This window comes from Klebsiella sp. 141203 (assembly GCF_032601985.1).
Taxonomy (GTDB): domain Bacteria; phylum Pseudomonadota; class Gammaproteobacteria; order Enterobacterales; family Enterobacteriaceae; genus Klebsiella; species Klebsiella aerogenes.
On sequence record NZ_JAQIRL010000005.1, the window covers coordinates 353926 to 367193 of the forward strand.

Genomic DNA, 13268 nt, shown 5'->3' on the forward strand with positions numbered 1-13268 from the left:
GTCAGTGAGGGATAACTGAGGTTTGCTGATGGCGAAGATGATCTACGGCTAAGGAAACAGGGGATGGGGCAGGGGAAGAGGGCCAGTCGCTGGCCCTATCAGGCTGATTTATTTACGCGTCAGCTTTTCCAGATCGGCTTCAATTTCGCTGATCTTATTGGTGACCACGCTTTCCAGATGGCGTAAATCGTCAAGGATCTTACGCTTGAGGTCGATTTCTGTGCGATCGCGCTGGCAGAGTTGGTCCAGCTCGTCGATCACATAGCGCAGGTTCGGGCTTATCTCCTGCACCTCTTTGTAGCCCTGACCGACGCCGTCGGCGACCACGGTTTTACGCTGGCGTGGGTATTTAAACTTCACGCTTTTGGCGAAGAATTCGCCTTTATCTTTCTGGAAATAGATCTTCAGGATGTCGTTGTTAGCTTCCTGGCGCAGGCTATAGCGATCGATTTCATCAGGATTGGTAATGCCAAGACTTTTCAGATTATCGTACATAACGGTACCTTTGATATCATCATAACCATTGAATAATTAACGAAAAAATCCATCTTCGCCAGCGTCAGATATAAAAAAAGCGGGATATCTCCCGCTTTTTGTTCTGCTTAGTCGATGGTGCGCAGCAGTTCGTTGATGCCGACCTTACCGCGGGTCTTCGCATCAACCTTTTTCACGATCACCGCACAGTACAGGCTGTATTTGCCATCTTTCGACGGCAGGTTGCCGGAAACGACAACCGAGCCCGCCGGCACGCGGCCGTAATGGACTTCACCGGTTTCGCGGTCGTAGATTTTGGTGCTCTGGCCGATGTACACGCCCATGGAGATTACCGCGCCTTCTTCAACGATAACGCCTTCAACGATTTCAGAACGCGCGCCGATGAAGCAGTTATCTTCGATGATGGTCGGGTTAGCCTGCAGCGGTTCGAGAACGCCGCCGATGCCAACGCCGCCGGACAGGTGAACGTTTTTACCGATCTGCGCGCAAGAGCCGACGGTGGCCCAGGTATCAACCATGGTGCCTTCATCAACGTAAGCGCCGATGTTGACGTAGGACGGCATCAGCACGGTATTGCGTGCGATGAACGCGCCCTGGCGGACGGCCGCTGGCGGCACTACGCGGAAGCCTTCTTTCTGGAAGCGCGCTTCGTCGTAGTCGGCGAATTTCATCGGAACTTTATCGAAGTAGCGGCTTTCCGCACCATCGATAACCTGGTTATCGTTAATACGGAAAGAGAGCAGTACCGCTTTCTTCAGCCATTGATGCGTTACCCACTGACCATCGATCTTCTCAGCGACGCGTAGCGCACCGGAATCCAGCAGGGCAATAACCTGGTTAACCGCTTCGCGGGTTACGGTATCCACATTTGCCGGCGTGATGTCGGCGCGACGCTCAAAGGCGGACTCAATAACGTTCTGTAACTGCTGCATTGTTTCTTTCCATTCACTTAAAAAAAATACGTTACCCTTTATCGTTTGGATTGAGGGCCTCTGTCAACCGTTGTTGCACTTCTTGTTGCAGCTCATTATTAAGGGCACGCCGGTCGGCGGTGGCGATTATAAATAAATCTTCTACTCGCTCACCAATTGTCGTAATTCGGGCTCCGTGAAGCGATATTCCGAGGTCGGCAAACACCTGGCCGACGCGGGCGAGCAACCCTGGCTGATCGAGCGCAATGAGCTCAAGAAATGATTTTCTGTCGGTATGGGTCGGCAGAAAATTCACTTCAGTGGCGACGGAAAAGTGGCGTAGTTTCGCCGCCTGACGACGCGGGGCCGGCGGCTCCCAGCTGCGTTGGGTTATCGTCTGCTCCAGACCGTGACGAATCGCTTCGTGGCGATCGGCGGAAAGCGGGCTGCCGTCGGGTTCAAGGACGATAAAGGTATCCATCGCCATGCCATCGCGGGTGGTGAAGATCTGCGCATCGTGAACGCTGAGGTTGCGCCGATCCAGCTCGCCGCAGACGGCGGCGAACAGGTAAGGGCGGTCCGGACTCCAGATGAAGATCTCGGTGCCGCCGCGGGTGGCCCGTGAACTCAGCAGGATCATCGGCTTACTGAGATCGTGCTTCAGCAGGTTGCGGGCGTGCCAGGCGAGCTGATTCGGCGTGTGCCGCACAAAGTAGTTCGCCCGGCAGCGGTTCCAGATTTGGTGTAGCGCCTCTTCATTGATATTGTCCATGCGCAACAGCGCCAGCGCCTGCAGCTGATGGTGGCGTACGCGTTCGCGCATATCCGGCGTACTTTGCATACCGCGGCGCAGCTGTTTTTCGGTGGCGAAATAGAGTTCGCGCAGCAGGCTTTGCTTCCAGCTATTCCACAGCGTTTCGTTGGTGGCGCAGATATCGGCGACGGTCAGGCATACCAGATAGCGCAGTCGGTTTTCTGTCTGCACTTCTTCGGCAAACTGTTTAATGACCTCCGGGTCCTGAATATCGCGGCGCTGGGCGGTTACCGACATCAAGAGATGCTGGCGTACCAGCCAGGCGACCAGTTGCGTCTCCCGTGAATTGAGCCCGTGGAGCTCGGCGAATTTCAGCACGTCTTCGGCGCCGAGAATCGAATGGTCGCCGCCGCGGCCTTTAGCGATATCGTGAAACAGGGCGGCGATGAGGATAAGTTCAGGATGGGCCAGCCGCGGCCACAGCTCTACGCACAGCGGATGGCGGCTGCGGGTCTCTTCTTTCGCGAAGCTTTCCAGCTTTAACAAGACGCGTATGGTGTGCTCGTCGACGGTATAGGCGTGAAACAGGTCGAACTGCATCTGGCCGACAATATGCGACCACTGCGGCATATAGGCCCACAGCACGCTGTGGCGATGCATCGGCAGCAGGCCGCGACTCACCGCGCCCTGGTGGCGCAGCATGCTGAGAAAGAGGGTTCGCGCCTCCGGGATATAGCACAGCGGCTGCGTCAGGTGGCGGCGCGCGTGGCGCAGATGACGCAAGGTGGTGGAGTAAATACCGGTGATGCTGCTGTTACGCACCATAATAAAGAACATCCGCAGAATCGCCTGCGGCTCGCGCATAAACAGGGTATCGTCACGCAGGTCTATCAGGGTGCCGCGCAGTTGGAAATCATCATCAATAGGCCGCGGCTTTTCGTTCTCGGTTAGCGCGAGGATCGCCTCGTCAAACAGCTGCAGCAGCATGTTGTTGAGTTCGCTCACCCGGCGCGTAACGCGGAAGAAATCTTTCATCATGTGTTCGATCGGCTGATTACCTTCGCCTTCATAGCCGAGGCGGTGGGCGACATTCAGCTGGCGATCGAAAAGCAGGCGGTTATCGTAGCGATTCACTTCAAGGTGCAAAGCAAAACGGATGCGCCAGAGCTGGTGCAGGCACTCGTTAAGCTCGTTGCGCTCGGCTTCGGTGAGGAAGCCGAAACCGACCATTTCATCAAGCGAGGTAGCGCCGAAGTGGCGGCGGGCCACCCACTGCAGGGTATGTATATCGCGCAGGCCGCCGGGGCTGCTTTTGACGTCAGGCTCCAGGTTGTAACTGGTGCCGTGGTAGCGCTGATGACGGACATTCTGCTCGTCAACCTTGGCGGCGAAGAACTTTTCCGACGGCCAGAAGCCGTCGCTAAAAATATGTTTTTGCAGTTCAAGGAACAGCGCGACGTCGCCGATCAGCAGGCGGGATTCAATTAAATTGGTGGCGACGGTGAGATCCGAAAGTCCTTCCAGCAAACACTCTTCGAGGGTGCGCACGCTGTGACCCACCTCCAGCTTGACGTCCCACAATAGCGTCAGCAGTTCGCCGACCTTTTGCGCCTGGTCGTCCGGTAGCTTTTTACGGCTGAGGATCAGTAGATCGACGTCGGAGAGCGGATGCAACTCGCCGCGACCATAGCCGCCGACGGCCACCAGCGCCAGGTCGCAGACGGAGTCAAAACCGTAGTCGACCCACAGCCGCTGCAGCAACTGGTCGATAAACTCGGTGCGCGCCGCGATGAGCCGCTCTGCGGCGATGCCGTTATCAAACGCCTCTCCGAGCCAGTGCTGGAAGGTATCGATGTGCGCCTTGATTGCGGCACAGTTCAGATCGCCCTGCGGCCAGCTCACGGGATGTTCCGGCGGGATGGGCAGAAGGGGGGAAGCTGTGTCAGGGAAAGAGTTGCTCATCGCGTCACCATAAGAAAAAGCTATCTAATAAAAAAGCCGGCGGGCGCCGGCTTTTCATTATGCATCGTGCGAGATTATCGCCGGGATGGTGTCATCCTTGCGTAGCGTCAGAATTTCGCAGCCGTTATCGGTTACCACAATAGTATGCTCGTACTGCGCAGACAAGCTACGGTCTTTGGTTTTCACCGTCCAGCCGTCCTTCATGCTGCGGATCTCTTTCTTACCGGCGTTGACCATCGGTTCGATGGTGAAGGTCATACCCGGCTTGAGCACCACGTCGGTTTCCGGCGAGTCATAGTGCAGTACCTGTGGTTCCTCGTGGAAGCCGCGGCCGATACCGTGCCCGCAGTATTCACGTACCACGGAGAAACCTTCCGCTTCGACGAATTTCTGGATCGCCGCGCCGATCGCGCGCAGGTTAATACCCGGTTTGACCATCTTCAGCGCCAGATAGAGGCTTTCCTGAGTGATGCGGCACAGGCGCTCGCCGAGGATAGTCGGTTTGCCGACGATGAACATTTTTGAGGTATCGCCGTGGAACTCATCTTTAATCACGGTCACGTCGATATTGACGATGTCGCCGTCTTTCAGCAGCTTGCCGTCATCCGGGATGCCGTGGCACACCACTTCATTAATAGAGATACAGACCGATTTCGGGAAGCCGTGATAGCCGAGGCAGGCGGAGACCGCTTTCTGCTCATTAACAATGTAGTCGTTGCAGATGCGATCCAGCTCGCCGGTGCTGACGCCCGGTTTGACGTAGGGTTCGATCATTTCCAGCACTTCGGCGGCCAGACGGCCGGCAACGCGCATTTTTTCGATGTCTTCAGATGTCTTGATAGAGATAGCCATGGAATATGTCCAGCAGTGTCGATTTTTTCGACAATAATAGATTAAGTCCTGTCAATGGTAACAGTCCGGGTACGTTGGTGCCAAATTGAGAATCATTAACAGCACGCGACGTCAACAAGAGTTGGTGTCTGGCCAGGTTTTGTGGTATAAAGCGCGCCGGACTTCCGTTCCATCTCAGATACACAAGGATGGGCGTAAGCGACATACTCATATTGTGTAAATAACACACACGTATCGGCACATATTCCGGGGTGCCCTTTGGGGTCGGTAATATGGGATACGTGGAGGCATAACCCCAATTTAATCTATAGAGGTTTTAAACATGGCAACTGTTTCCATGCGCGACATGCTCAAGGCTGGTGTTCACTTTGGTCACCAGACCCGTTACTGGAACCCGAAAATGAAGCCTTTCATCTTCGGCGCGCGTAACAAAGTTCACATCATCAACCTTGAGAAAACTGTACCGATGTTCAACGAAGCTCTGGCTGAGCTGAACAAAATCTCTGCCCGTAAAGGCAAGATCCTGTTCGTTGGTACTAAGCGCGCTGCAAGCGAAGCGGTAAAAGAAGCTGCTAACAGCTGCGACCAGTTCTTCGTGAACCATCGCTGGCTGGGCGGTATGCTGACTAACTGGAAAACCGTTCGTCAGTCCATCAAACGTCTGAAAGACCTGGAAACTCAGTCCCAGGACGGTACTTTCGAGAAGCTGACCAAGAAAGAAGCGCTGATGCGCACTCGTGAGCTGGACAAGCTGGAAAACAGCCTGGGCGGTATCAAAGACATGGGCGGCCTGCCGGACGCACTGTTCGTTATCGACGCTGACCACGAGCACATCGCTATCAAAGAAGCAAACAACCTGGGTATCCCGGTATTTGCTATCGTTGATACCAACTCTGATCCGGACGGCGTAGACTTCGTTATCCCGGGTAACGACGATGCAATCCGCGCAGTTAGCCTGTACCTGGGCGCTGTTGCAGCTACCGTTCGTGAAGGTCGCTCTCAGGACCTGGCTTCTCAGGCGGAAGAAAGCTTCGTAGAAGCTGAATAATAAGGTTTAAGCCCTTATTAGTACCGTGTATGAATAGGGGCCAATTTTAGGCCCCTTTTTTCAATTTATGCTGTTTGGCCGCAGGCCGGGCAGTTTCCACATCTCCCGAGGATTTTAGAATGGCTGAAATTACCGCTTCCCTGGTAAAAGAGCTGCGCGAACGTACTGGCGCAGGCATGATGGATTGCAAAAAAGCACTGACTGAAGCTAATGGCGACATCGAGCTGGCAATCGAAAACATGCGTAAATCCGGCGCGATCAAAGCGGCGAAAAAAGCAGGCAACGTTGCTGCTGACGGCGTGATCAAAACCAAAATCGACGGCAACTACGGTTACATTCTGGAAGTTAACTGCCAGACTGACTTCGTTGCTAAAGATGGTGGTTTCCAGGCATTTGCTGACAAAGTACTGGACGCCGCTGTTGCTGGTAAAATCTCCGACGTTGAAGTTCTGAAAGCGCAGTTCGAAGAAGAACGTGTTGCCCTGGTTGCTAAAATCGGCGAGAACATCAACATCCGTCGTATCGCTATCCTGGAAGGCGACGTTCTGGGCAGCTACCAGCACGGTGCTCGCATCGGCGTTCTGGTTGCCGCTAAAGGCGCTGACGAAGAGCTGGTTAAGCAGCTGGCAATGCACGTTGCTGCAAGCAAGCCGGAATTCGTTAAGCCGGAAGACGTTTCTGCTGAAGTAGTAGAAAAAGAGTACCAGGTTCAGCTGGACATCGCGATGCAGTCCGGTAAGCCGAAAGAAATCGCAGAGAAAATGGTTGAAGGCCGCATGAAGAAATTCACCGGCGAAGTTTCTCTGACTGGTCAGCCTTTCGTTATGGAACCGAGCAAATCTGTTGGTCAGCTGCTGAAAGAGCACAACGCCGACGTTACTGGCTTCATCCGCTTTGAAGTGGGCGAAGGCATCGAGAAAGTTGAGACTGACTTTGCAGCAGAAGTTGCTGCGATGTCCAAGCAGTCTTAATTTTTAAAAAAAGGAGCCGCCTGAGGGCGGCTTCTTTTTGCGCCTCTCTTGTAAAATCAGCCAATCGCTTATAGTGACTGCGCTGAACGATGGCATACAATGTCGTCAGAATTAACTCATCTCAATCGTTGACAGTCTCAGGAAAGAAACATGGCTACCAATGCAAAACCCGTCTACAAACGTATTCTGCTGAAGTTAAGTGGCGAAGCTCTGCAGGGTTCAGAAGGCTTCGGTATTGATGCAAGCATACTTGACCGTATGGCTCAGGAAATCAAAGAACTGGTTGAACTGGGTATTCAGGTTGGCGTAGTGATTGGTGGCGGTAACCTGTTCCGTGGTGCTGGTCTGGCGAAAGCGGGTATGAACCGCGTTGTGGGCGACCACATGGGCATGCTGGCAACGGTCATGAACGGCCTGGCAATGCGTGATGCGCTCCATCGCGCCTATGTGAACGCTCGCCTGATGTCCGCAATCCCGCTGAACGGCGTGTGCGACAACTACAGCTGGGCGGAAGCGATTAGCCTGCTGCGTAACAATCGCGTGGTGATCCTCTCCGCGGGTACCGGCAACCCATTCTTTACCACCGACTCCGCAGCCTGCCTGCGCGGTATTGAAATCGAAGCCGACGTGGTTCTGAAAGCGACCAAGGTTGACGGCGTGTTTACCGCTGACCCGGCGAAAGATCCTTCCGCTACCATGTACGATCAGCTGACCTATAGCGAAGTGCTGGATAAAGAGCTGAAAGTGATGGATCTTGCCGCCTTCACCCTGGCGCGCGACCACAAACTGCCAATTCGCGTATTTAACATGAACAAACCAGGCGCGCTGCGTCGCGTGGTCATGGGCGAAAAAGAAGGCACGTTGATTACGGAATAATTCCCGTCGGCGCTAATTCCGGGTAATATTCCGCTTTACTTTAGCGGGGAAGTTGCCCGGTTAATTGAATTAATCAGGACTATACTTAGCTCACTTTCGCAGTGGGCGACCGTGTGGTCTGTCTGAGACAAGTTTTCAAGGATTCGTAACGTGATTAGCGATATCAGAAAAGATGCTGAAGTACGCATGGAAAAATGCGTTGAAGCATTCAAAAACCAAATCAGCAAAATCCGCACGGGCCGTGCTTCTCCAAGCCTGCTGGATGGCATCATCGTGGAATACTACGGCACGCCGACCCCGCTGCGCCAGCTGGCAAGCGTTACGGTGGAAGATTCCCGTACGCTGAAAATCAACGTCTTCGACCGCTCTATGAGCCCGGCCGTTGAAAAAGCGATTATGGCGTCTGACCTGGGTCTGAACCCAAGTTCTGCGGGTAGCGATATCCGCGTTCCGCTGCCGCCGCTGACTGAAGAACGTCGTAAAGATCTGACTAAGATCGTGCGTGGCGAAGCTGAGCAGGCGCGTGTCGCCGTGCGTAACGTTCGCCGTGACGCGAACGACAAAGTTAAAGCTCTGCTCAAAGAGAAAGAGATCAGCGAAGATGACGATCGCCGCTCTCAGGACGACGTGCAGAAAATGACTGACGCCGCCATTAAGAAAGTTGATGCGGCGCTGGCAGAGAAAGAAGCGGAACTGATGCAGTTCTGATTTTCTGCCGCTACGCAGGCCCGGGGCATTCGGGGCTGCGTAAAGTCTGAAACGCCGTACAGAAGACCGTACGCTCAATATTTGGGATTGCGTTAAAATCGCTGGCCTTGTAGCCTTCCTTTTTATACCGAAGGTCATTCGCCGCCGTTTTAGCCCCGAGGATTGATGCGTAAAGGGCTTGCTGGCGGCGTTTTGCTTTTTATCCTGTCACAATTCTTCTGGACGTCTCATGAAGCAATTAACCGTTCTCGGTTCGACCGGTTCAATCGGCTGCAGCACGTTGGACGTGGTGCGTCATAATCCCGAAAGCTTTTCCGTCGCCGCGCTGGTCGCGGGGAAAAATGTCGACCGTATGGTTGAACAATGTCTGGAATTTTCTCCCCGATTCGCGGTGATGGATGATGCGCAAAGCGCTGAGCGTTTGCGTACGCTGCTGCGTGATCAGGGCTGCCGCACCGAAGTGCTGAGCGGCAAGCAGGCGGCGGCTGATGTCGCGGCGCTGGATGAGGTCGATCAGGTGATGGCGGCCATCGTTGGCGCGGCCGGCCTGGCGCCGACGCTGGCGGCAATTCGCGCCGGCAAAACGGTACTGCTGGCGAACAAAGAGTCTCTGGTGACCTGCGGCCGCCTGTTTATGGACGCGGTTCAGCAGTATGGCGCTCGACTGTTGCCGGTTGATAGCGAACATAACGCGATTTTTCAGAGTTTGCCGGAAACAATTCAAAACCATCTGGGATACGCTGACCTGACGCAGAACGGCGTCTCGTCGATTCTGCTGACCGGTTCCGGTGGTCCTTTCCGGGAAACGGCGATTTCTGAGCTGGCGGCAATGACGCCGGATCAGGCTTGCCGCCACCCGAACTGGTCAATGGGACGCAAAATTTCCGTTGATTCCGCCACGATGATGAATAAAGGGCTGGAGTACATCGAAGCCCGCTGGCTGTTTAATGCCTCTGCGCAGCAGATGGAAGTCATTATTCATCCGCAATCGGTGATTCACTCCATGGTTCGCTATCAGGACGGTAGCGTATTGGCGCAATTAGGCGAGCCGGATATGCGCACGCCGATCGCCCATACCATGGGCTGGCCGCAGCGCCTGAACTCCGGCGTTAAACCGTTGGACTTCTGTCAATTGAGCAACCTGAGCTTCTCGGCGCCGGATTACGATCGCTATCCGTGCCTCAAGTTGGCGATGGACGCTTTTGATGTCGGCCAGGCGGCGACGACGGCGTTGAATGCCGCTAACGAAGTCTCGGTGGCGGCGTTTCTGAATAGTGAAATCCGCTTTACCGATATTGCGGCAGTGAACCAGGCGGTGCTGGATAATATGGCGCTCAATGAACCGCAAAGCATTGATGAAGTGGTTGCAATTGATGCCGAAGCACGCGTCGCCGCACAGCGACAACTTCGATAACACATGGCGCAGGGGAGTCCCTACAACGCGTTGTGATATTTGTGGGCGCTGGGCTTCAGTGATATAGTCTGCGCCACCCGATCGTTGCATTTTGTTGTGAAAGATTACGGTGGCCGTGGCAAGACACGGCTTTTTTGCGTAAAGCTTTTGGTTGTTCTCTGCGATTGGCTGTAGCTCCGGCGCCGGATAAAAATGCGTATTCAGCGCTGCCCGGCGGCGTGTGTGTTGTGGCTAAGCTAATCCTTATTATGGACTTAAAACGCGTTATGTTGTCTGCTAATCAAACTGTCAGCAAAATGTCGCCTGCACATGGTTGTCGCCATGTCGCCATTATCATGGACGGCAACGGTCGTTGGGCGAAACAACAAGGTAAAATTCGCGCCTTTGGCCATAAAGCTGGAGCGAAATCTGTTCGTCGCGCGGTCTCCTTCGCGGCGAATAATGGTATTGAAGCATTAACGCTTTACGCATTCAGTAGTGAAAACTGGAACCGTCCGGCGCAGGAAGTGAGCGCGCTGATGGAGCTGTTTGTCTGGGCGCTGGATAGCGAAGTAAAAAGCCTGCATCGTCACAATGTCCGCCTGCGGATTATCGGCGAGACGACGCGTTTTAATGCCCGGCTGCAGGAGCGCATCCGTAAGGCGGAGGCGCTAACGGCAAACAATACGGGGTTAACGCTGAATATCGCCGCTAATTACGGCGGCCGCTGGGATATTGTCCAGGGCGCGCGTCAACTGGCCGAACAGGTACAAAAAGGGTTGTTAAAACCTGAAGAGATCACGGAAGAGATGCTTAGCCAGCAGGTGTGTATGCATGAACTGGCTCCCGTTGATTTAGTTATTAGGACCGGGGGAGAGCACCGAATAAGTAACTTTTTGATTTGGCAAATTGCCTATGCCGAACTTTACTTTACGGATGTTCTTTGGCCCGATTTTGCTGAACAGGACTTTGAAGGTGCACTCCATGCATTCGTTAGTCGAGAGCGTCGTTTTGGCGGCACAGAAGAGCCGGGTGGCAGTCATGCCTGATGGGGGTCACTTTTGCTGAAGTATCGCCTGATTTCCGCTTTCGTTTTAATTCCCGTCGTTATTGCGGCGCTTTTTCTATTGCCGCCCGCGGGCTTTGCTATCGTCACCCTGGTCGTTTGTATGCTCGCCGCGTGGGAGTGGGGGCAATTAAGCGGTTTTACCTCAACGACGCAGCGCGTGTGGCTCGCGGTGCTTTGCGGCCTGCTGTTGGCGCTGATGCTCTTTATGTTGCCCGAATACCACTATGACGCGCATCAACCGATGGTTGAGGGATCGTTATGGGCCTCGTTTGGCTGGTGGATTGTCGCGCTGGTGCTGGTTCTCTCTTATCCGGCCTCGGCGGCGTTGTGGCGCCATTCAAAAGCGTTGCGTCTGATCTTCGGCTTGCTGACTATCGTCCCGTTTTTTTGGGGCATGCTGGCGCTGCGCGCATGGCATTATGCCGATAACCACTATAGCGGCGCGGTGTGGCTGCTGTACGTCATGATTCTGGTGTGGGGCGCGGATTCCGGCGCCTACATGTTCGGTAAAATGTTCGGAAAGCATAAGCTGGCGCCGAAGGTTTCTCCGGGTAAAACCTGGCAGGGCTTCTTCGGCGGCCTGTTGACGGCAGCCGTTATCTCTTGGGTTTATGGCGTATGGGCTCATCTGGATGTCACCCCAACCGTGTTGCTGATTTGCTCGGTGGTGGCGGCGCTGGCTTCAGTGCTGGGCGATTTGACGGAAAGTATGTTTAAACGTGAAGCCGGCATCAAGGATAGCGGGCATCTGATCCCTGGACATGGCGGTATTTTAGATCGCATTGATAGCCTGACGGCTGCGGTGCCGGTGTTCGCTTGTCTGCTGTTGTTAGTCTTCAGGACGATTTGACGGAAGGTTTTATGCTGAGCGTTCTCTGGAATTTGGCCGCTTTTATTATTGCGCTTGGCGTACTGATCACCGTGCACGAGTTCGGCCATTTCTGGGTGGCTCGTCGATGCGGCGTGCGCGTTGAACGTTTTTCCATTGGTTTTGGTAAAGCGCTGTGGCGCCGCGTGGATAAGCAGGGGACCGAGTTTGTTATCGCGCTGATCCCGCTCGGCGGTTATGTGAAGATGCTCGACGAACGCGTCGAACCGGTGGCGCCGGAAATGCGTCACTACGCTTTCAATAATAAAACCGTTGGTCAGCGCGCGGCCATCATTGCCGCAGGCCCTATCGCCAACTTCATTTTTGCCATCTTTGCCTACTGGCTGGTGTTTATCATCGGCGTCCCTGGCGTGCGTCCGGTTGTTGATGAAATATCGCCCAATTCCATCGCTGCGCAAGCACAAATTGCAAAAGGAATGGAACTTAAAGCGATAGATGGCATCGAAACGCCTGATTGGGATGCAGTACGTATGGCGTTAGTCGCGAAGATTGGCGACCAACAAACAATACTTACCGTCGCCCCTTTCGGGACGAACCAACGTCAGGATAAAATCCTCGACCTGCGGCACTGGGCGTTTGAGCCGGATAAGCAAGATCCGGTGGCCTCGCTGGGCATCAAGCCGCGTAGTGCGCAGATTGATACCGCGCTGGCTGAGGTACAATCTCAGTCGGCCGCGCAGAAAGCAGGTTTGCAAGCGGGAGACAGGATCGTTAAAGTCGATGGTCAACCGTTAACGCAGTGGATGACGTTTGTTAATCTGGTGCGTGACAATCCGGGCAAGGCGCTGGCTCTGGAGGTCGACAGACAAGGTACGCCGCTGTCGTTGACCCTGACTCCGGATACGAAGTCGGTAAAAGGCAAGGCTGAAGGGTTTGCAGGGGTAGTGCCAAAAGTTATCCCGCTGCCTGATGAATACAAGACAGTGCGTCAGTACGGGCCGTTTGCCGCCATCGCCGAAGCCACGGATAAAACCTGGCAACTGATGTCGTTAACGGTCAGGATGCTGGGCAAATTGATAACCGGTGATGTCAAACTGAACAACCTCAGTGGGCCGATCTCTATCGCTCAGGGGGCTGGAATGTCAGCGGAATTTGGGTTGATTTACTATCTGATGTTCCTTGCGCTGATTAGCGTGAACCTCGGAATAATCAACTTGTTCCCGCTACCCGTCCTCGACGGGGGGCATCTGCTGTTTTTAGCGATTGAAAAGCTGAAGGGCGGGCCGGTATCCGAGCGAGTTCAAGACTTTAGTTATCGCATTGGCTCAATACTGCTGGTGCTGTTAATGGGGCTTGCACTTTTCAATGATTTCTCTCGGTTGTAAGAGAGTTTGTTAGGA

General features: G+C 54.2%; 12 protein-coding genes. 8 read left to right on the forward strand and 4 right to left on the reverse strand.

Annotated elements, in window-relative coordinates; all coding sequences use genetic code 11:
* Window positions 1-108: 108 nt before the first annotated feature.
* The 4 genes from PGR29_RS20575 to map form a co-directional block, all read right to left on the reverse strand.
* On the reverse strand, window positions 109-495 hold the full coding sequence (locus PGR29_RS20575; RefSeq protein WP_015368173.1) for a DUF3461 family protein: 387 nt from the start codon (window positions 493-495) through the stop codon (window positions 109-111).
* A 107-nt stretch (window positions 496-602) separates the two neighbouring features.
* The gene (gene dapD, locus PGR29_RS20580) at window positions 603-1427 is read right to left on the reverse strand and encodes a 2,3,4,5-tetrahydropyridine-2,6-dicarboxylate N-succinyltransferase (RefSeq protein ID WP_015368172.1); all 825 of its coding nucleotides are present in this window, start codon (window positions 1425-1427) and stop codon (window positions 603-605) included.
* A gap of 31 nt (window positions 1428-1458) precedes the next feature.
* Window positions 1459-4122, reverse strand: coding sequence for a bifunctional uridylyltransferase/uridylyl-removing protein GlnD (glnD, locus tag PGR29_RS20585; RefSeq protein WP_271031952.1), 2664 nt, complete (start codon window positions 4120-4122; stop codon window positions 1459-1461).
* Window positions 4123-4179: 57 nt separating this feature from the next.
* Complete coding sequence (gene map / locus PGR29_RS20590; RefSeq protein ID WP_045376596.1) at window positions 4180-4974, reverse strand: type I methionyl aminopeptidase; 795 nt, start codon at window positions 4972-4974, stop codon at window positions 4180-4182.
* Between the two features lie 322 nt (window positions 4975-5296).
* On the opposite strand from map, the gene rpsB reads away from it, so the two are divergent.
* From rpsB to rseP, 8 genes are all read left to right on the forward strand, one after another.
* Window positions 5297-6022: a 30S ribosomal protein S2 gene (rpsB, locus tag PGR29_RS20595; protein ID WP_004858107.1), complete on the forward strand. Its 726-nt coding sequence runs from the start codon at window positions 5297-5299 to the stop codon at window positions 6020-6022.
* A 119-nt stretch (window positions 6023-6141) separates the two neighbouring features.
* A complete protein-coding gene (gene tsf, locus PGR29_RS20600) occupies window positions 6142-6993 on the forward strand; it encodes a translation elongation factor Ts (protein ID WP_015368168.1) in 852 nt (283 codons plus the stop codon).
* A gap of 150 nt (window positions 6994-7143) precedes the next feature.
* The gene (gene pyrH, locus PGR29_RS20605) at window positions 7144-7869 is read left to right on the forward strand and encodes a UMP kinase (protein ID WP_004098747.1); all 726 of its coding nucleotides are present in this window, start codon (window positions 7144-7146) and stop codon (window positions 7867-7869) included.
* A gap of 150 nt (window positions 7870-8019) precedes the next feature.
* Window positions 8020-8577 (forward strand): ribosome recycling factor, encoded by a 558-nt coding sequence (gene frr / locus PGR29_RS20610; RefSeq protein ID WP_015368165.1) that lies wholly within the window; start codon window positions 8020-8022, stop codon window positions 8575-8577.
* 229 nt (window positions 8578-8806) lie between these two features.
* The gene (gene ispC / locus PGR29_RS20615; RefSeq protein ID WP_316425211.1) at window positions 8807-9991 is read left to right on the forward strand and encodes a 1-deoxy-D-xylulose-5-phosphate reductoisomerase; all 1185 of its coding nucleotides are present in this window, start codon (window positions 8807-8809) and stop codon (window positions 9989-9991) included.
* Between the two features lie 266 nt (window positions 9992-10257).
* Window positions 10258-11019, forward strand: a complete 762-nt coding sequence (ispU, locus tag PGR29_RS20620) for a (2E,6E)-farnesyl-diphosphate-specific ditrans,polycis-undecaprenyl-diphosphate synthase (protein WP_087860842.1) — start codon at window positions 10258-10260, stop codon at window positions 11017-11019.
* 12 nt (window positions 11020-11031) lie between these two features.
* Window positions 11032-11889, forward strand: coding sequence for a phosphatidate cytidylyltransferase (gene cdsA / locus PGR29_RS20625; protein WP_087860841.1), 858 nt, complete (start codon window positions 11032-11034; stop codon window positions 11887-11889).
* Between the two features lie 11 nt (window positions 11890-11900).
* A complete protein-coding gene (rseP, locus tag PGR29_RS20630; RefSeq protein WP_045390141.1) occupies window positions 11901-13253 on the forward strand; it encodes a sigma E protease regulator RseP in 1353 nt (450 codons plus the stop codon).
* The last annotated feature ends 15 nt before the right edge of the window (window positions 13254-13268 follow it).